A 20,409-nucleotide genomic window follows, 5' to 3' on the forward strand; every position below is an offset into this window, starting at 1 on the left:
CAAAAAGAGAAACCGTTTCACCGGTTTCTAACACCTAAACTTTTAGAACATGATGGTATTCACCTATTTGAGCAAATTTTTGGTAACGATCTTCGATCAATTCTTCAGACGATAGCTTTAATAAAGGTTGTAATTGTTCTACTAACGCACGTTGGATCAGGTTTGCTTGTAACTCAGGGTCTCGATGTGCTCCACCTTTAGGTTCATGAATAACTTGATCAATCACACCAAGTTCCAGTAGATCTTGGGAAGTAATTTTTAATGCCTCAGCGGCTTCCTGTGCTTTGCTAGAATCACGCCATAAGATGGCAGCAGCTCCTTCTGGGGAGATAACGGAATAGTAGGCGTGCTCTAGCATTAACAGACGATTCCCCACTCCAATTCCGAGGGCACCACCGCTTCCTCCTTCTCCAGTCACAACACAAACGATCGGAACTTCAAAGCCTGCCATTTCCCTCAAATTGCGGGCAATCGCTTCACTTTGACCTCTTTCTTCCGCTTCAATCCCTGGATGAGCACCTTGTGTATCGATAAAACAAATTATGGGTCGACCAAATTTATTCGCTTGCTGCATCAATCGCAAAGCTTTTCGATATCCTTCTGGGTGTGGGAGGCCAAAGTTTCGTTTGATCTTGTCTTTGGTATCGCTTCCACGTTCATGACCGATCACCGTTACAGGCCGTCCTTTTAACTTGGCAATTCCACCAATAATAGCAGGGTCATCTCCATATGTACGATCCCCATGTAGTTCCATAAAGTGAGTAAAAATTTGATCAATATATGTTTTGGTAGTAGGCCTTGAGACATGCCGAGCGATTTGAACTTTTTGCCAGGTAGTTAAATTCCCATATATCTCTGCTTCTAACCGTAAGGCTTTCTGTTCCAGTGTTTTAATTTCTGTATTTAAATCAATTTTCTTTTCAGAAGTAAATTGTTTTAATTCATCTATTTTATCGCGTAGCTCTGATAATGGTTTTTCAAACGGTAAATATCCATTTTTCAATCCAAACTACCTCCTACTGTGTGAAGATCTAAAACGCGAATTAAAGTTTGACGCATTTCACAACGTGGTACAACTTTATCAAGTTGTCCATTTTTCAGTAAGAATTCAGCAGTTTGAAAGTCATCCGGTAGTTTTTGTCTCACTGTTTGTTCAATAACTCGTCTTCCAGCAAATCCAATTAACGCTTTCGGTTCAGCCAAATTAATATCCCCAAGAGATGAAAAACTAGCTGATACCCCACCCGTTGTTGGATTCGTTAATACAGAAACAAATAAGACCCGATTTCGATGCATTCTTTCCAATGCGGCGCTTGTTTTCGCCATTTGCATCAAAGAAAGCACACCTTCTTGCATGCGTGCACCACCTGATGCCGAGAATAGGATAAAAGGGTATCTTTTCATGCTGGCGCGATTGGCCGCCCTTGCGATTTTCTCTCCAACTACAGATCCCATACTCCCCATTCTAAACCGTGAGTCCATAACACCAATAATACAGGGATGACCGCCAACGGTACCTTCTCCGGTCACGATCGCTTCATTCATATTGGTTTTTTCACGATCTGACGCTAATTTAGCAGAATAGTTCGGAAAGGATAATGGATCTTTAGAGGATAGATCTGCATCTAATTCAAAGAAGCGCTCTTCATCAATTAAAGAGGCGATGCGCTCTGGTGCGGTCATCGGGAAATGATATTGACATTTTTTACATACTTTAAGATTTTTTTCTAATTCTTTCGTTACAATAATTGACCCACAATCTGGGCATTTTCGCATCAATCCTTCAGGAATATCCTTTTTTACTTGTGGAGAAGGTATCGTCGCATACTTTTTTTGCTTTCGAAACAGGTTTTGGATCATATGAACACCTCATTTGATTAACCTCAATATCTCACAATTATTTATGCTATTACCTGAATGACTGACTGAATGAATGAACTAAAAGTATCGGATAGTACCAAACGTGTCAATTTGCATGATTTTTTATTTGTTTGTTGTGTATATAGGTTATAAAACACGACTGATAGGGACGCTAATTGAACCGCATGTTGTCATTATACGCAATCTAGTCCCCTTATACAAGAAAAAGCCCCTTTTCCAAACATAAGGAGCTTGTAACTATCGACTTAAACATGGTTGATCTTTGAGAGACGTTCAGACTCGAGTAGCCTCTCAACCTAATTCCTCCCATATTCCAGCCTTGGCTGAAATGAGCTCACGAGGTCGGTTGTGGTTATCGTTCTCCATGCGCTTTCGTCGCTCCACCCAAACGCCCTCGTTCGCTCATTCCTTCCGTTTTTGGCTTCACTAGATGGTGGGTTTGGATCATCAACACCACTGCGATCCACTATATCGATGGCTTTGTACGTTTTACAGTATCTTTGTAGATATCATCTGGCTCCAATTGTAAGCGGGCCTCTCCCGTGTGAATAGCCGATCGTGCTACTTCTCTCGCTACTGTGGGAGCTACACGGGGATCAAATGGGGCTGGAATCACATACTCCGAGCTAAGTTCATCCGCATCTACAAGGCTTGCAATCGCATAAGCAGCTGCAATTTTCATTTCCTCATTAATAGCCCGTGCTCTCACATCAAGTGCTCCTCGAAATATACCAGGGAAAGCAAGCACATTGTTTACTTGATTCGGAAAATCAGATCTGCCTGTACCGATCACTTTAGCTCCAGCATTCTTTGCTTGGTCTGGCATAATTTCCGGTGTTGGATTGGCCATCGCAAAGATAATCGCCTGATCAGCCATCAAATGAATCATTTCTTCTGTGACCATGCCGGCTGCAGATACCCCAATAAATACGTCCATCCCTTGCATGACATGGCGAAGTTCACCCTTAATTCGGTTCTGATTGGTGACTTGGGCAATCTCTTCTTTCATCTCATTCATACCTTCAGAGCGTCCTTGATAGATCGCTCCATTGCGGTCACACATGACAACATCATTTACACCCATTTTAAGTAATAAATGTACGATGGCAATTCCAGCTGCACCTGCTCCATTGACTACCACCCGAATATCTTGCATCGATTTCCCCACTACTTTTAAGGCATTAATCAATCCGGCCAAGGTTACAATAGCAGTTCCATGCTGGTCATCATGGAAAACAGGAATATCCACCTCTTTCTTTAGTCTTTCTTCGATTAAGAAACAATTGGGTGCTGAAATATCCTCGAGATTAATTCCACCAAACGTGGGGGATAACAACTTAACTGTTTCAACAATTTTGTTCACATCTGTCGTATCTAAGCAAATGGGAAATGCATCAACACCGGCAAACGATTTAAATAGTACAGCTTTACCTTCCATGACAGGTAAAGCAGCATGCGGACCAATATCACCCAATCCGAGTACAGCTGTACCATCACTGATCACCGCTACCAGATTCGACTTCATCGTATAGTCATATATTTTTTCTTGACTTTGATGTATTTCTATGCAAGGTTCAGCTACCCCAGGAGAATAGGCTAAACTTAAATCACGCGCATTATTAACAGGGACTTTAGATTGAACAGTTAACTTCCCTTTCTGTTCACGATGCATTTTTAATGCAGCTTCTCGTAGATTGGTCAATGTCACATACTCCCTTTTGGCTACTTTTTCTAGTGAAAACCATTATAACAATTTCTATTCCCCAAATGTAGGATTTCAATCTCTGTATATATCTTATGCATCGCAACTCATATTTGACGAAACCAAAATAATAAACTGATCGCTTTCAAGCGTGTTGATTTTCCATTTTAGCGTCGTGTATTTTGCTCTCCATGCACTTTCGCCTTGCAAAGCAGCTGAAAAGACCGCTCCGCCAAAACCTTACGGCGCTCCCAAAACTCCCTATCCGTCAAACAGGTTGTCCGCTTCTTCCTTCAGGTTTTGGCTTCGCTAGGTACGGCTCAAAGGCATTTCCGCTCAAAATACACTTCCTAAATTTGGATAATCAACACTACTGGATCGCTTTATATAAAGCGATCAGTTTATTATTTCACTCCTCTTTCGTTTCTGATTCAGCTACACGCTTTACCCGCTTAACAAAGTCAACAACCACTTTATCTCTGGCAAACATCAGAATCAGTTTTACATACCATTTTAGTGGTTGATTGGTCGCTGTATAGCGAAAACGCGTATGTTCCTCATCAAGCTTTTCCAACTCATACATGGCCGTAATATCAAACATATCTGCCAATGTGAAGCCTACTTTGAAGGTTTTTGAAGTATCCTGATTTTCATATTGCAATGTTTTTACGTCGTACTCCATTATGCGCTTTCCTTCTTTAAACTTCTGTCGATAAATACTTCCAACGACGTCTGGTGTCTCATGTATCGGTTGATTGTCTACAACTTGCGGCATGATTTTTTGCATATTGGCAAGGGAGCCATCAAACAACGTCCAGACTTCCTCTATTGGCGCATCAATATCAATCTCTTCTGTCCAAGATTTCATCTTTAACTTCCTTTCTTTATCATGTGTTCTTCCATTTGACCGTCCTGTATTCTGAATAATGAACACCACTTTGTTTAATGTCTTAATTGTATGTTCGCAGTGAGTTTAGTCAATTCCTTTCATCACACATAAGAAAAAGCATAGTAGGTTAAACGCCTACTATGCTTTCACACGCGGAGCAAACAGTGGCTCCACTCGTTTGATGAAAAATTGTACTAATGGCCCGACTAAAAAAGTGATTAGGACGGTTCCCAAACCAATGGGTCCACCAGCAATCCAAGCAAAGGCTAAAGCAATCACTTCACCGATCGTTTTCGAAACCCGTAAGCTAAACCCAGTACGGTGCGCAATGGCATACATCAATTTATCAACGGATGTAGGAGCAAATTTGGCTTGTAGATATATGGAAACGCCAACAGCCATCACAATCATACCGACAAGAAGTAATCCAATTTGCTCCCAATAAAGGGCTGGTTGCCATGTGTTGATGATGATATACAGCCAAAAATCAACTACCCATCCCAGAAGCAATAGGGTTAACATCGCAAACCAATCTAATCTTTCTTTGAGTAAGATCGCATTTATAAGGACCAGGACAAGCCCGACTATGATCAGCCACGTACCTACCGTTAGGCCAAATTGTTTGTTAAGACCCACATATAGTGCATCCCAGGCACCTGCACCTTGGCTTGCTTCGATTACCAGTGAAATTCCTAAACCTAAAATAATAAGACCGATTACATAGGCAATCGTACGTAACTTCCAGTTATTTTTCATATCTTATTCATACGAGATCAAGCCGATCTCATACTTCCCTACCTTTCACCTCAAATTCCTTTTTCATTATACTTGAATTTATGAAAAAGAACAGACAGATTATGAAAGTTGAGTAGGAAAATATTGTATGGCTACCAATCAACACTCCTAATCCACTAACCTTCGTTATGACACACTTCTGAAGGACTCAAAAAGGACATGAAGGGAGATTCGATCCACCGCATAAAAAATTGTACACATGGCCCTACCAAAAAAGTGATTAAGACTGTACCTATCCCGATCGGCCCACCAGCTATCCACGCTAAAATGAGTGCCACAACTTCACCACTCGTCTTTGAGAGTCTTAAGCTTAGCCCTGTTCGATGTGCAATGCCATACATAAGCTTATCAATCGCGGTTGGCGCTAGTTTTGCTTGCAAGTAAATCGCAACCCCTAGGGACAGGACTAATAATCCGACTATAAGCAGACCCATTTGTCCTCCGAATAGCACAGGCTTCCAATTGATGATATAAAGCCAAAGATCAACCGCTTGTCCTAATACAAATAGCGTAATCAAAACAGACCAATCAGGTCGTTCGCGTAATAAATAGGCATTTATAAATATAAGTAAAATCCCCACTATAATTAACCATGTACCTACACTAAGTCCAAACTGTTCATTTAATCCCACATATAATGCATCCCAAGCACCTGAACCCAGTCCCGCTCGAATCACTAATGAGATGCCTAATCCTAAGACTAAAAGACCTAGTACATATACCCCGATTCGTTTTATTCGCATATTCATGAAGTATTTAGGAGAATAACCCCCCATAACCTCCCTTCAAATCCTTTATTATGTTCACTATAATATTATATCAGAGATATGAATTTTTTAAATAAAGTAGACCTTTATTTATTTTCAGGAGTATCGATTTTCATATTTTTTCCACTTGACTGTCGTGTATTTTGCTCAACTTGCCCTTTTGACAAAACCTTGCGGCGTTCCATAATCGCCCTATCGGTCAATCTATGCTATGTGGCTCACTCAGACATGAAAATAAAGCGACTATTCGAATAGCTATGTACGGGACTAAAGGTCAAATCAGCTAAAAAACTTAGCCATCGATTTTCTTTTCGTCTTGCTCTGATGTGATTTTGTCGATATTTTTCAGTTGAGTAGCCCACAATACACTTACCAGCATTTGACACTCCCACGGCTGAAGCCTGTGGGATTCTTAAGTCGTTAGCATCCGCAATTCGTTTCCGCTTTGGACAACGCTCAAGCTCTGGGGTGTGTCATCACCCCATCCTGTACAGTTAGCATGTACCCATACAGGCGGAACACCTATGACTAGTGTTCTAGGCAGCGAATCCAGATATCGCTTTACCTATATTGATGGCTCCATTTAAGTCTGCATGACAGATATAGCCACACTGCTTACACTTAAAACGAAGCCCCTTTCGATTTGATTTCTCACGATGCCCACATTTGCAGGTTTGACTGGTATATTCCGCTTTCACTTCTTCAAAACGAATCCCTACCATCTCTGCCTTGTACTTAATGAACTGCTTCAGCTGATAGAACGACCATGCATGCAGGCTTCTTCCTTGATCCTTCTTCCTTGACTTTGCAGTATTGCGAATATCCGTTAAATCTTCCATGCGAATCACGCCAACACCGTTGGTGCGCGCATGATTGACGATTTGACGACTCATTTTATGATTTTGATCTTTCATCCAGCGCGATTCTTTATTTTTTGATTTCTTAATCGCCTGCAGTTTTTTTGCTTTTCCTAGCTTCCGTCTTCTAGATGCATATCGTCTGCGAGAATAAGCCACTTGAGTACCTTTGAAAAAAAGCGATTTTGTTCCAACACTAGCAACTGCCAGATAACGAAGCCCCAGGTCAATCCCCATCATTTTCTCATCTTGAGATGACTCCACATGCCAAGTGATCGGGATCGCAAGATACCACTTCTTTTTCTTTTGATATAATTTCCCTGCTCCTTGTTTTACGTTTCCATCTATGATTTTATCCAGCCACGCGACTTGGAACGGTCTTGTTATCACTGGAACGCCTATACGCTTTCCAAGAGTGGGAAAAGAGACGGTATAGTGTTCGCTATGCTTTTCAATCTTTAAGTTTTGATTGTTGAAGCAACACCATATTTTGCGAAAAGTTTTCGCGCGCTGCTTCTTCTTTTGAGACTTTACTTCACGAATGGTTTGATTGACAACAGCAGATGGAAACGATTGATCCGAAAATGCCTTAAAGATCTTGCTTGTTGCCTGATTGACCTCTGGATGCAAAAGAAGCCAGTTCGCAAACTGCGTATTGATCTCTGTCATTCGTTGATACATCTGCTGTTTCGTTTGAGTTGGCTTAAGTAGTTCTAAACGCAGTGTGATCGTAGGCATAGGCTCACCCCCTTTTTTTCTGTGCTTCAACATAACGTTTAATCGTGTCTCGAGATACATTTCCTGCTGTACGAACAAAGAAAGAGCGTATCCAAAGGCTTTGTAGATGAAACAAATGTCTTGAAGTCACCCCTTTCACTCTTGCTATGATATCTGATGGAGAATCAGTGGGTAGTGACAATGATCGGGCATTACTTCCATCGCCACAATAACCCACTGATTCTCCTCACAAATCTCTGTCACTAATTGCTTGAATCGTTCTTCTACTTTGTTCACCAGTACTTTTCTTCGATAGCGTAGGCAGAAAACAAAATGATAATGGATAAGAGATACAGTCGTTTGAATTCGTCGATATGCTTGTTCCATAATGGCATTGTATCCGTTTAATTGTTATACAGCAACATTCAAACTTGCTCTAAGCACCTCCTAAAAAATAGGAGGTACCAAGCAACGCCGTCTTTCATCCCATGATTGAAACCGTGGGCTTTCAGTCAGCACACCTATTTATGATTCATCTCCCTTCAGTGCAACGCGTACCTTATCTCCAATTGCGATAGGAATTCATTTAAGATTTGAGCGTGATTTTGATCTGAAATCATCCACTTTTCTGGATGATGATAGGAAAGTAAGGCGAATCCATCTAGACTGCTATACCCAATCCATCCACTTTCATCTTCTTTCAATCCAAAAGTTAATCCTTGGGGGTTTTTGGCAAGTAGATAAGGTCGTATGTCGTTGCTCGTTTTCATGAATGATGATGATTCTGGCATTGTATCATGAAATAACTTCAACCAAGTCTGATTATCACTATTTTTCATCCAGTCCCCACTTGCCCAAACAGGAATATCTTCTCCAATCCGACCACACAGATTGTTAAATTAAACACAAAATATTTTTTTGTATCCTTCTATGCTCTCTCCAATCTCATTTCCTTGCACTTCTATCCATGCATGTGAAGAAAATGGAGCGAGTCTCACGCCTACACACCAATCTACACGCTTCCTATACGATGTTGCTAAAAGAAAAAGAGCAATCGATTCCTCCAAACAAGCTGATCTAGACATCATAATTTTTTTTGCTTGACTTAATTTAAGTTGATATCCTTGAGCTTCTTCTATCGTCCAAGATTCTTTACATTTTTTCTTTTTCTTGTCTAGGTATCTCCTGATATGTTCTACTTTCAAAAATTTAGCGATCAAAGATGCAAGAATCAAATAGAACCAAGTTCGAATCATTTCCCCACTACCATCCCTTTATCTATCAATATTTGTAAGAACGTTTTTAGGTCTAACTCAATCGCTTCATATGAGGCTTGATATTTGTCGCTTAAATTTGAAATTGCATGCGAAAAATCACCATGTGCTCTAATTTCCGCTAAGAAATCGACCCCTACTTGGTTGATTCCGTAAAAAGTGTTTTTTCTACAATCTAAAATCACATATTTCCCATCAATATTGGTCAATTCAAGTGAATTTGAAATTTGTATCATCATAATCTCCCTCTCATATTTTCTTGTCTTAACCACATTTCAACCGCAAGAGTTTGATTGAATTCTGGTAATCTTACAGGAAGACCTAATAACAATTTTTGTATACATTCTTGAAATTTGCTAAGATTTACTAGTCCTATATCTGATAAAATCATACTTTTGAAATTATTTTCAAACCAGTTTTGATGTATTCGAACCCCATGATAAAGATCTGCTGTGTAGTTCCCTTTGGTGTTTCGATTTAATAAGCAATTGGGTAAGTCATCCTGGAAAGATTTTTTCAATAATGGCTTTAACATCTGTGGGTTCATTTTATCTTCGGACTTTATTCGCATACAGGTTCTAATGATGTTGTGGTCAAGGTAAGGCATTGCCAAATTTACACCCTCTTGTACAGATAGCTCTCTCAATCCATGGGAAACATATCCAAGATAGTAAATGCCTCGAAGAGTGTCTGATACTCCTCTATATTTCGAATGTTTGTTTTGAATAATACCTTCCTGCTTCTTCAACCAATCAATGTGTACAGGATCAAGCAATAAAGAATGTCTTTTTTTCATATTTTTTGGAGTGTTAATATTCAACGCTAATCGCATTGATATGTTCATCCAATTCCAAGGAGATTCATTAAACTTCCTTGCCCATTCTCTGGTGTGATCCCAAAACATAAAAAGTTTCTTTTGCTTTAGAAGGTCTATAAGATAGGTTAGGCTTGGCTCAATTACAGTATCGGCTCCTTCTCCACAAAAGTGAATATCAGACTCATTCTCTTTCGCCCATCTCAACTTACTTCTAAATTTAGACGCTGACCACAAAAAAGGTATCGGACTATCGGTGTGAAAACTTTCAATATTAGAGTAGTTAGGAGGAATATTATCATATCCTATGAAGTCTGGTATGATATTACCTCTCAGTTCAATAATTTTTCTAGCAATAAACGCATCTTCATTTTCCTCTTTTCCAACAAAAGTAATTGTTCTGATTTCTTTGTCGTTTGAAGCTATCCATGCCAATGTAGATGAATCTAATCCACCGCTTAAGTCACTCGTTACTTGTCTATTTTTAGAACGATATAAAACGGCTTCTATAAGTTGTTTTTTAAGTAGATACTGACCTTCTTCTAAGGATAAAGGGGGATCATCGTCAATTATCCATGCCCTAAACAACCTAGTTGAACCATTCTTTACAACTAAACCATACCCTCCAGCTATTTTTTTTATTTTTTGATAAGGAGTTTCACCGTCAATATGAAGTCCTCCAGTTAATAATTGTTTTGATAAATGGTGATGGTTTAATTGAGATGGTAATTTATCTTGAATAAAATGTAGATTTGAAGAAAAGATAAGTTTATTCCCAAGTTCTGTATAGTAAATGGGTCTACAATTTGCTATGTCTGAAAACAAGAAAAGAGTATCTTCTATATGTATTACCGTTTGATAGTTGCCTTTTAGGAATAAGATATCCTTTGAATTATTGTTTTTCAAGAATTTTCTATAAGCTAGAGTAGCATCCTTTTTACTTGACATCATCTCACCAAAGAAGGAACATTGCACATTCTTATCTTTGAATTGGACAGAACTATGTATATCACTTTCAAATAATAGAGTATTTTTACCAGAATCAAAATTACCTAAAAACATATTTAAACTCTCCTCATTTCGTACAGTCAGAGAAACGATTTATTTCTCTGACTGTATGTACATTGATTTGTATAACAGAGGCATCTTGCTATACGAATCTTTTATTGCTGATTCCAAAAATCAAAAAGTTTCTGCTGATCTAGTTTTGATACGAGTTCTCATCCGCTGTGTCCTTATGTTTGAACCCTAAAGTGAGCTCTTCAAATGATCCAATTTCAATCAACATTGGTGCCTCATACTTCAAATCAATCACCTCCTTTCAGCTCTACTTTTATATTATCTTTGGTTATGATAGGAATTAAATCTTTATAACTGGGCTCGTTCACTAATACCCATTGATTAATCCAACCATTTAAGATTTGAGCGTGATTTTGATCTGAAATCATCCACTTTTCTGGATAATGATAGGAAAGTAAGGCGAATCCATCTGGACTGCTATACCCAATCCATCCACTTTCATCTTCTTTCAATCCAAAAGTTAATCCTTGGGAGTTTTTGGCAAGCAGATAAGGAAGTATATCACTACCCGTTTTTTTGAATGATGAAGATTCTGGTTTTGTTCCATAGTATAATCTCAGCCAGTTTTGATTATCACTATGTTTCATCCAGTCCCCACTTGCCCAAACAGGAGTGTCATCGCCGCCAATCAAGTCTGCATATGAGATGATCCCTAATGCTTTGAAATCTGTGACAGGCTCAGAGCTCATCGGGATATATCCTTCGTCACTGACGGATTGTCCAATGAGTCCATTATTCACTTTTTTGAATGAAACCGTTACAATTCCTCTTGCTATAGGCACGACTTGAAACGGGAAAACGATGATTCCGTCTTTTTTTAATTGTTCAATCCAATGGTTGGGGATCTCTTGTGGAGTCGTCCACGCAATAATCCGATCAAAAGGGGCATGGTCGGAATCACCTAGTCTGCCATCTCTGGTTATACATTGAACTGAGTGGATGTCCTTTTCTTTATACAAACGGTTTGCTCTTTTAGTAAGCGTCGGCTCGATATCTAGTGAGATAACAGAACCGCTTGAGCCTACCAAATAAGACAAAAGCGCCCCACTAAATCCTGAACCCGTACCGATTTCAAGTACACGATTCCCTTCGCGGGCATCTAGCATACTTAGTCCATTTCGAATTCCAGAATTAGCCGTTGATTGTGTGATTCTCTTGCCATTTTCCTGTAGGACAAAATCATCTCGGTTGGTGTTTTGAAAAGCCCAATCTAAGTTTTCCACTTTACTTACCTCCTTAAAATAGGGACTTATCTCTATAATTACTTTCATAATATCTGTATGTCTACCTCCAACTCGTTGCAATATCTAATCTTTTGTACATCCTTCGTATACTGCTTTTGCTGTGACCCATTTGCTCAGATAGTTCCTTTACGGTATGTGTTGTTGTTAGTTCAATCAAATACTTTTTCAACTGATAATCGGTCATGTTCCATTTAGCCTTGAGAAGATCTTCAATACGCTTGGCACCTGCTGACCGTAATGGGATTTTGTACTTCACGAGATAGTAGCGAACTAAGGTATGCGAACAGCCCAGTTCTGCACCACATTCTAGGATGGTTTTGTTCTGCTTGACATAGAGGTCATACAGACGCATTTCGGATAACAGGTTATATCTTTGCTTCGTCTCAATCCCATATCGTTTGTAAATCACTTGGGCTGAGCTAGCTGAGCAATTAAATATATCTCCCAGTTGCTTAAAGGTGAGCATTTGAAAGAAACGTAGGTGTAAGAGATGTTCTTTAAACGCTGTATCATCCATGTGCAGTTTCATTTTGAGTTTCTCTTCAAGTCTCACTCTGCCACCTTTTTTCTTTTCAATCGGGATTTGATTGTGTACCAAGTGCTTTCGAATCGCCTGAGGCTGGCAGTAGAGCTTATTGGCACATTCTCGGATGCTCCTTTTTTCGACAACATATAGCTGAGATGTCTAGCACGTCTAGCCCCTCCGCTTTCCGTTTGTCATAAGTTTTTTCAATAGCTCAAATGTCCGGTTCTTTCTGAATAATCCCATACAATCAATTGATTCCACAGGATACTGGCAATCCTCTAATGTCAGGGCATGTGCACGCAGAAAGACATCAATTTTAGCTGGCTTTTCTATTTCCTTGCACGCTCCCGTTTCCAGATGACAAACCATTAATTTGTGTTCATATTCGTCATACCAAAACTTAATTTCCATGAATAGACACTCCTTTTTAGGCATTCCGTTCAGAAGTGAACATGGGATCGAGCGTCGATTTACCTGTTATAATCTGCTGGCTTTCCAGTTCAGCATGAACGACATCAAGGAGTGGAATGACAACATCACCGTGATCCATATGGAAGACAATGCATTTCGTTCTTTTAGCGGGTTGATGATCAATCACTAAAACGACATTCGCCTCCGTATCCTTTCGTACATTCACCTTACTTTTAATGAATTCAACATGAGGACGGTTACATAAGTCAGTAATGAAGGTATAGACTTGATCGACTAATCCTTTCACCTGTAATTGAATCATGTTGATGCCTCCTCAATATCCGATATTACATACATACTGCATAATTGACACTTTGTATATTAAGCTGTACTATACTTCATAACTAACTATTATTATTGCTTATTTTCATATATTTATGAATAAACTAGTTTGTTTGATATTAATTCCATTTTCACACTATTTTGTTGGAATAGGAGAGGATAATTTGATCTATCACTATGGTTTAACAATTCGCGAAGGTAGAGAGCTGTTAGGTTTGACACAAGCTCAATTAGCTGAAAAGTGGCCACAATCTGGAGGTGGTACGGGGGTAAGTCTAAATTATGTATCTGATGTCGAGAGAGGAATTAAAAATATAACGGATTTAAAAACGCTACGCCTTCTGTGTAAAATATTGGAGATTCCTCTGTGGAAAGTCGGTCTTTCTGATTTCAACCCGTTTAATCCATATTCAATCAGTCCATTTGAGGTTAATCAATACGGTATAATCAAATTAACTGATTGTGCAATTGATCGTATTTCAGATTATAAAAACTGTCTATTGGATGCTAAAGGTGACTGTTTTATTTCTGGTACATCAATGATACATTTATCTGAAGATTCAAGTGAAATATTAAAAGATAAGCTACTATATGGGAAGGTACATTTACTTATCCTTAATCCAGATTGGATCAAATATCATTATATCCTTCTCTCTTTTATTGAAAATGAAGAAGACAAAAAAATATTTCACTATGAAATTCGTAATTCAATACGCAAGATCATTCAATTTAGAAAATCATTGCCAATAGAACTAAGAGAACGACTACATCTAAAGACCTACCACACTGTATTTCCGTATATTATAACTGGATTTGAAAATGATACCGACGGAAAAATCGTTTTTGAAATTACAGATTATATACCTGAAAAAAACAGACCGAGATTTACTGTACAAAAAACCAGTGACAATAATGCGATTTATGCGCAAGTCAAGCGAAAGTTTTTTTCCTTATGGCACAACAAATCAGTTACAGAGGAGCTAAACGCATGAGTACAGAACTCTATTTTGAGTATCAGTGGCGCTACAAAAAAGAAGATTTAAAGTTTTGTCCGCGATGTGGGGCGCATTTCTCACTTGAAGATTTACACATTCCGAATCAGCCGCAATTACTTTGTCATCATTGTCAGTTTGTATTTTACCTCGACCCCAAGTTAGTCGTTGTTGCGGTTGTGTTAAACAAACAGCGAAATAAGGTATTGCTCCTCCAAAGAAACGAAGAACCCGGAGAAGGGCTCTGGGCATTTCCAGGTGGACATGTTGAGCGTGGACAAGATCTTTTTGAAACACTTACAAGTGAAGTTAAGGAAGAGACCGGTCTATTCATAGAGATCAACAAAATCATTCATACTGCTTCTTACGCTACAGATGGAATCATACAATTAACCTATGAAGCAATCGCAGAAAATGAAGAGGTGATAATCAATATAGAAAGTAAAAAGGGGTGCTTCTTTTACTTTGAAGAAATACCATGGGACAGGCTCGCGTTCTCCTCAACTAAACAAATATTGAGCCAATATGATCAGCATAATAATGCGAATTAGCGTGATTGTACATCCATTCAATCCTACTGAAAAAGAAGTGAGTAAAATGACAACGATGATACTGATAATCGGCTTTATCTCTATAGGTACATGCCTAACTTGGCTTTTTTGGTATCTGAAAGGAAGAAGATTTGCACTGCGGAATCATTTACAAAAAGCAGATGCCATTGTTGTACTTGCTGGTACACGGGGTAGTTTGGAATTTCTCGATGGTAAGATTCGTACTGCGGTAAATCTATATCATCAAGGATGGGCGCCCTATATTATTTGTAGCGGTAAATTTAGTGTGAAAGTAGATGACAAAGCACCCGATCTGATTCCTCTACACGAACTTCACGAGGCTTTTCAACAGGGGCGTATTCAAAAAAAAGATATTGCTAATGCCGCAAAAAAGTGGGATCGAAATCTTGGAGCGGTTTATTTGCGTGATCAAGCTTTAGCGTTGAATGTTCCGTCAGAGTCAATCCTAATTGAAGATGAATCCCTACACACTCGTGAAAATGCTGCGTTTGTCCTTCACTTACTCAAGAAATCCAATTTATCACACATTATTATCGTAACATCACCCTTCCATCAATTAAGGACATACCTTACTTTCAAGAAAGTTCTTCAGCCCTATGGGATTATAATCACAAATTATTATGCTGACACAGGTGAATGGCATCCTTTTTCTTGGTTTTTGTCTAAAAAACACCGCAATCTAGTTAAAAGCGAAGTTGAGCGAATTCAGACATACCGGAAGAAAGGAGATCTTCTTTAATCCATTTTTCAAAAATCAGCTACGGATGAGATAGACACATGAGTACAGAGTTTTATTTTAAGTATCCGTGACAATACAAAAAGAGGACTTAAATACTTCTTCTTCAAATAATATCCTAGTATAATCTGGATAAATCGGGATCTGGTACATACTTGCCCAATGCGTGTCAGGTCCCTCCCATACCGTTTCATTACTCCCATCTCTTTTGAAAAAATCCCATGGAACAAGCTGGCATTTCCTTCAACCAAACAAATACTGAGCCAATATGATCAGCATAATAATGTGAATTAGCGTGATTGTACATTCATTCAATCCTACAGATAGCAATAATACATGCCTAGCTTGATTTTTCGGCATCTGAACGGAAGATTGGCGATTAAGCATATTCTTTAAAATATACATATTGTCTTTAATTAATATTATTGCTACTATTGAAACAAGCATTTCTATCATATGTACACAATAATACATATTCAAGGAGTAGATGATGCATTTACGAAATACTGCAAATCAAATGACACTGATTTACCAACAAGATCCCAATGTAGAAGCGATTTTGTTAGCTGGTTCTGTCTCACGTGGATGGGAAGATGATTTTTCAGATATTGAACTTCATATTTTTTGGAAACAAGCGCCTACGGATGCGCAACGTAGACGCCCCATTGAAAAAGTAAATGGGGCTATCTTGTCGTTCCATCCCTATGAAGACGAAGAATGGTCTGAATCCTATGTAGCCAATGGCATAAAGTTTGAGATTAGTAATTTTTTGACAAACACAATCGAAAATCTCATTAACGATGTAGTAGTAGCTTCTGATACTGATTTAGACAAACAGTGTCTTATTGCTTCGCTTGCATACGGGATTCCCCTACAAGGGGTCCCATTGCTTATGGATTTACAATGCCGTGTTCAACACTATCCTGATGCATTGGCACAAGCCATGATTACGCAATATATCCATTTGGGAACGCGCTGGCAAAGCCGTCATGCATTGCTCGCTCGTAAAGACTGGCTCCTATTGTACCAAGTAATGGTTAGTGCACAGCAACATATCATGGGGACTCTGTGTGGTTTAAACCGTATTTATGTCCAACATCCCGCCTTTAAATGGCAACAACAAACGATAGTCCAGATGAAAAAAAGACCGCCACATCTCCATGGGCGCCTTCAATCTGTCTTTTTATCTCATCCGGTTGATGGTTTGAAAGAATTAGAAGCAGTACGCTCAGATGTATTCCAATTACTTACACGAGAAGTACCCCACATAGATATGTCCCATGCAAAAGACAGCAGCTAAAGCACCTCATCCCCTGTGAGGTGCTTTAGCTAGTCTTTTTTTACTTTCACACTGCCTGCTCCTAGCAAAGCTTCCATTTCTTCGATAGCGGTCGCAGTCAGTTTTATACCATATTTAGCCACGGGCAAGGAAAGCAGTTGTTTGGATTGCTCGTAGTATAAATAGATAGGTTGAGAGCCTCGGTGTTTACCGATGATACCATGTAAAGCCGTTAAATGTCGCTCTTGTTGTTCTCCTGAAATACGCACGAATACTTTTTCATCTCTATTCATTTCTTCCAATAATTTCATTTCCTGTACCATCACTTTGGCACGGTCTTCTTGTCGATCCAACTTCCCTGTAAAGTAGACCATTTCATCTGCCTCGATCTTGGTTTGCAAATCGCGGTAAACATTTGGGAAAATCACCAATTCAATATGGCCGGTCTGATCCTCCACTTGCGCAAATGCCATCTGATCGCCTTTTTTCGTCTGAATACGCCTGATTTTGGTGATCATCCCTATCCCTTTCACCTGCTTACCCGTTGAGATTGCATCTAAATCTTGGCAATTCATGACCTGATGCTCCTTTTTCCATGCTTGATAACGATCTAAAGGATGACCAGAAACATAAACACCAATGTATTCTTTCTCATACTTCAACATTTCACTTTGTGTATAAGGTGTAATATCCGGTTTTTTCATTTTTGGGGTAGGCAACTCTTCAAACAAGTTTAATTGATTTTTAGATGGTTGATATCGAGCCCCATGCTGTTCGAAATAATCATCAAGGACAGCTAAATGCTCCGCACGATGGCCAGGTAGACCATCGCATGCACCACATTGGATCAAGGATTCGATTACACGTCGATTACAAATGCGAAGATCGATTCGTTTGCAAAAATCGGCGAGATCAACATAGGGTTGCTTCTTTCGTTCTTCTATGATGATTTGAATCGCTAAATGACCCACATTTTTTATCGCCAATAAACCAAATCGAATGCCATTTTTTTCAATGGTAAAATCCTCGCAACTCGCATTTATATCAGGCGGAAAAATCGCAACCCCCTTCTCTCGTGCCTCAGCCAAGTACTCGGCTAATTTCGTCTGATTGCCAATCATGTTAGATAAGATTGCCGTGAAATAAGCAAGGGGATGATTCGCCTTTAGAAAAGCCGTTTGATAAGCAAGTACACCGTAAGCAGCGGCATGGCTACGATTAAATCCATAATTGGCAAACCGAACAATCAGATCATACACTTCATTTCCGACGGATTCGTCGTAGCCATGATGAGTACAACCGGCAACAAAAGCTGTCCGTTGTTCGAGTAATACTTTTTTTTGCTTTTTACTTACCGCTCTTCTGAGTAAATCTGCTTCCCCCAAACTAAAACCAGCCATCTGGGCCGCAATCTGCATAATTTGTTCTTGATATACAATGATGCCATATGTGGGCTTTAAAATGTTGATTAAGTCAGGGTGCGGATAATGAACTTGCTCTTGTCCGTGTTTCGCACGAATAAAACGAGGGATTTGCTCCATCGGTCCGGGACGATATAAAGCTAGAATCGCAATAATATCTTCGAATTCTGTCGGTTTTAATTCTCGTAACACACGCCTCATGCCAGTAGACTCCATCTGGAATACACCAGATGTATCTCCAGCAGACAGTAATTGGTAGGTAGCCGGTTCATCAAAATGATCTTCGGAGAATGAGATATCGATTTGATGCTTCTCTTTAACCAATTGAATGGCTTTTTCAATTATGGACAAATTACGAAGCCCCAAAAAATCTACTTTAAGGAGTCCGATTTGCTCTAAGCTTTCCATCGCATATTGTGTCAATGGAATACCATCTGATCCCGTTTGCAGAGGGACATATTGCGTCAGAGGATGATCTGAAATGACAACTCCTGCTGCATGTGTAGAGCCATGCCGCGGCATTCCTTCTATTTTTTCTACGATCTCTCCCAATCGGGCAAATTGCGGAGATTTCAATTGTGCTTGTAGTTGTGGCACAAGTTTAAATGCTTTAACCATGGTCATACCGGGACTGGCTGGGACCATCTTGGCTAATCGGTCTACTGCACCATAGTCTACTCCCAGAACACGCCCTACATCTCGTATGGCTGCACGTGGTGCCATCGTCCCAAAGGTGATAACCTGGGCAACTCGTTCCTTACCATACTTATTCACGACGTATTGGATCACTTCGTCACGTCTTTCATCATTAAAGTCAATATCGATATCTGGAAGTGTGACTCGCTCTGGATTTAAGAAACGTTCAAACAGTAGCTGATACCGAATGGGATCCACATTGGTAATACGTAAGACATAAGCTACTAGACTTCCAGCCGCCGAACCTCTACCAGGTCCTACTGCAATTTTTTGTTGATGTGCAAAACCCACAAAATCCCATACGACTAAAAAATAATCGTTAAACCCCATTTGATCGATCACTTTCAGTTCATACTGAAGCCGCTGTATAACCTCATCGGATGGATTTTGATAACGCGCTTTTAATCCGTCCATACATCTAGCATACAGATAGGCTTTACTTGATTCTCCCGGTGGTAATGGAAAACGCGGTAATAACTGATTCCCAAGTGGAATTTCAACATGGCATTTTTCCGCAATTTTAATCGTATTTTCAATTGCTTCGGGTACATGGGCAAATAAGCGCTTCATCTCTTGCGTAGATTTTAAATAAAATTGATCAGATGGGAAACGAAGTCGATCTTCATCTTTGATCTTTTTGCCCATGCCTATACACAGCAAACAATCATGCATTAAGTCATCTTCAGCCCGTATATAATGAACATCATTGGTTGCTACAACGGGAACATTTAATTCTTCTGCAAAATGAAGCAAATAGCGATTTACTTTTTGTTGTTCAATTACTTGATGATCCTGAAGTTCCAAATAAAAGTGATCTGGCCCAAAGAGAGCTTTGTATTCTTGAATGAGCGCACGTGCTTTTTCTAGATCGTCATTTAAGATAGCCTGAGGAATTTCTCCAGCTAAACACGAACTCGTTGCAATTAGTCCTTCACCGTACTGTTGTAATAATTTTTTATCAATACGCGGTTTATAATGAAAGCCATGCATATGCGCATCTGTAACTAATTGCATGAGGTTTTGATAACCTGTATGATTCCGAGCAAGTAATAGTAAATGATAGATTTTTTGCTCTCTTCGATTTGGCTTATCACGGTGATTTCCTGCTGTTAAATAAACTTCACAGCCAATAATCGGCTTTATCCCTGCTTGTTTACATTCTAAATAAAATGGAATGACCCCATACATCGCGCCATGATCTGTTATCGCTAGTGCTTTCATTCCCTCTTGCTTAGCACGTTCTACCATTTGCTTAATGGGCGTAGCTCCATCTAGCAAACTATACTCGCTATGTACGTGTAAATGAACAAAATCTCCTAGTCCGGACATCTCATCAACTCCTCTCTATCTCAATTCACATATTTCACGTCCTGTCCACATACTTTGATAATAGTATAAAGAAAATGGATGGACT

General features: G+C 39.4%; 21 protein-coding genes and 1 pseudogene. 4 read left to right on the forward strand and 18 right to left on the reverse strand.

Annotation, left to right across the window (positions count from 1 at the left end):
• Nucleotides 1-34: 34 nt before the first annotated feature.
• The 17 genes and pseudogenes from IC619_RS03310 to IC619_RS03390 form a co-directional block, all read right to left on the reverse strand.
• A complete protein-coding gene (locus IC619_RS03310) occupies nt 35-1,003 on the reverse strand; it encodes an acetyl-CoA carboxylase carboxyltransferase subunit alpha (protein WP_191138706.1) in 969 nt (322 codons plus the stop codon).
• Complete coding sequence (gene accD, locus IC619_RS03315) at nt 1,000-1,860, reverse strand: acetyl-CoA carboxylase, carboxyltransferase subunit beta (protein ID WP_191138707.1); 861 nt, start codon at nt 1,858-1,860, stop codon at nt 1,000-1,002. The genes IC619_RS03310 and accD overlap by 4 nt, the downstream gene beginning before the upstream one ends.
• Before the next feature lie 487 nt (nt 1,861-2,347).
• The gene (ystJ, locus tag IC619_RS03320) at nt 2,348-3,583 is read right to left on the reverse strand and encodes an NADP-dependent malic enzyme (RefSeq protein ID WP_249669671.1); all 1,236 of its coding nucleotides are present in this window, start codon (nt 3,581-3,583) and stop codon (nt 2,348-2,350) included.
• A gap of 409 nt (nt 3,584-3,992) precedes the next feature.
• A complete protein-coding gene (locus tag IC619_RS03325; RefSeq protein WP_191138708.1) occupies nt 3,993-4,451 on the reverse strand; it encodes an SRPBCC family protein in 459 nt (152 codons plus the stop codon).
• A gap of 159 nt (nt 4,452-4,610) precedes the next feature.
• Complete coding sequence (locus tag IC619_RS03330; protein WP_191138709.1) at nt 4,611-5,228, reverse strand: YczE/YyaS/YitT family protein; 618 nt, start codon at nt 5,226-5,228, stop codon at nt 4,611-4,613.
• Nucleotides 5,229-5,383: 155 nt separating this feature from the next.
• On the reverse strand, nt 5,384-6,043 hold the full coding sequence (locus IC619_RS03335) for a YczE/YyaS/YitT family protein (RefSeq protein WP_224749691.1): 660 nt from the start codon (nt 6,041-6,043) through the stop codon (nt 5,384-5,386).
• Between the two features lie 527 nt (nt 6,044-6,570).
• Nucleotides 6,571-7,629, reverse strand: a complete 1,059-nt coding sequence (locus IC619_RS03340) for an RNA-guided endonuclease InsQ/TnpB family protein (RefSeq protein ID WP_191138710.1) — start codon at nt 7,627-7,629, stop codon at nt 6,571-6,573.
• A 4-nt stretch (nt 7,630-7,633) separates the two neighbouring features.
• Nucleotides 7,634-7,995: pseudogene (gene tnpA / locus IC619_RS03345) on the reverse strand (IS200/IS605 family transposase).
• 155 nt (nt 7,996-8,150) lie between these two features.
• On the reverse strand, nt 8,151-8,447 hold the full coding sequence (locus IC619_RS03350) for a hypothetical protein (RefSeq protein ID WP_191138722.1): 297 nt from the start codon (nt 8,445-8,447) through the stop codon (nt 8,151-8,153).
• 60 nt (nt 8,448-8,507) lie between these two features.
• Nucleotides 8,508-8,864, reverse strand: coding sequence for a lasso peptide biosynthesis B2 protein (locus tag IC619_RS03355; protein ID WP_191138723.1), 357 nt, complete (start codon nt 8,862-8,864; stop codon nt 8,508-8,510).
• A complete protein-coding gene (locus IC619_RS03360; protein ID WP_191138724.1) occupies nt 8,861-9,118 on the reverse strand; it encodes a PqqD family protein in 258 nt (85 codons plus the stop codon). Before IC619_RS03360 ends, IC619_RS03355 begins: the two co-directional genes overlap by 4 nt.
• Nucleotides 9,118-10,758 carry an asparagine synthase-related protein gene (locus tag IC619_RS03365; RefSeq protein ID WP_191138725.1) on the reverse strand — a complete coding sequence of 547 codons (1,641 nt, stop codon included), beginning with the start codon at nt 10,756-10,758 and terminating at the stop codon, nt 9,118-9,120. The genes IC619_RS03360 and IC619_RS03365 overlap by 1 nt, the downstream gene beginning before the upstream one ends.
• A 139-nt stretch (nt 10,759-10,897) precedes the next feature.
• Nucleotides 10,898-11,002 carry a keywimysin-related RiPP gene (locus IC619_RS03370; RefSeq protein ID WP_213260802.1) on the reverse strand — a complete coding sequence of 35 codons (105 nt, stop codon included), beginning with the start codon at nt 11,000-11,002 and terminating at the stop codon, nt 10,898-10,900.
• Nucleotide 11,003: 1 nt separating this feature from the next.
• A complete protein-coding gene (locus IC619_RS03375; RefSeq protein WP_191138726.1) occupies nt 11,004-11,999 on the reverse strand; it encodes a methyltransferase domain-containing protein in 996 nt (331 codons plus the stop codon).
• A 61-nt stretch (nt 12,000-12,060) separates the two neighbouring features.
• Nucleotides 12,061-12,618 carry a hypothetical protein gene (locus IC619_RS03380; protein WP_191138727.1) on the reverse strand — a complete coding sequence of 186 codons (558 nt, stop codon included), beginning with the start codon at nt 12,616-12,618 and terminating at the stop codon, nt 12,061-12,063.
• A gap of 96 nt (nt 12,619-12,714) precedes the next feature.
• Entirely contained in the window at nt 12,715-12,957 is a 243-nt protein-coding gene (locus IC619_RS03385; RefSeq protein ID WP_191138728.1) for a hypothetical protein, read from the reverse strand.
• Nucleotides 12,958-12,973: 16 nt separating this feature from the next.
• Complete coding sequence (locus IC619_RS03390) at nt 12,974-13,279, reverse strand: hypothetical protein (RefSeq protein ID WP_191138729.1); 306 nt, start codon at nt 13,277-13,279, stop codon at nt 12,974-12,976.
• Nucleotides 13,280-13,463: 184 nt separating this feature from the next.
• Between IC619_RS03390 and IC619_RS03395 the strand changes: the two genes are divergently transcribed.
• The 4 genes from IC619_RS03395 to IC619_RS03410 all read left to right on the forward strand — a co-directional run bounded on the left by IC619_RS03395 (nt 13,464) and on the right by IC619_RS03410 (nt 16,899).
• On the forward strand, nt 13,464-14,291 hold the full coding sequence (locus IC619_RS03395; protein WP_213260804.1) for a helix-turn-helix domain-containing protein: 828 nt from the start codon (nt 13,464-13,466) through the stop codon (nt 14,289-14,291).
• Nucleotides 14,288-14,842 carry an NUDIX hydrolase gene (locus tag IC619_RS03400; protein ID WP_191138731.1) on the forward strand — a complete coding sequence of 185 codons (555 nt, stop codon included), beginning with the start codon at nt 14,288-14,290 and terminating at the stop codon, nt 14,840-14,842. The genes IC619_RS03395 and IC619_RS03400 overlap by 4 nt, the downstream gene beginning before the upstream one ends.
• A 46-nt stretch (nt 14,843-14,888) precedes the next feature.
• Entirely contained in the window at nt 14,889-15,602 is a 714-nt protein-coding gene (locus IC619_RS03405; protein WP_191138732.1) for a YdcF family protein, read from the forward strand.
• A 487-nt stretch (nt 15,603-16,089) separates the two neighbouring features.
• Nucleotides 16,090-16,899: a DUF4037 domain-containing protein gene (locus IC619_RS03410; RefSeq protein ID WP_191138733.1), complete on the forward strand. Its 810-nt coding sequence runs from the start codon at nt 16,090-16,092 to the stop codon at nt 16,897-16,899.
• Nucleotides 16,900-16,928: 29 nt separating this feature from the next.
• Here IC619_RS03410 and IC619_RS03415 read toward each other — a convergent pair whose 3' ends face one another.
• Nucleotides 16,929-20,324 carry a DNA polymerase III subunit alpha gene (locus IC619_RS03415; protein WP_191138734.1) on the reverse strand — a complete coding sequence of 1,132 codons (3,396 nt, stop codon included), beginning with the start codon at nt 20,322-20,324 and terminating at the stop codon, nt 16,929-16,931.
• Between the last annotated feature and the right edge of the window lie 85 nt (nt 20,325-20,409).

Source organism: Polycladospora coralii (genome assembly GCF_014773435.2).
GTDB lineage: Bacteria > Bacillota > Bacilli > Thermoactinomycetales > Thermoactinomycetaceae > Polycladospora > Polycladospora coralii.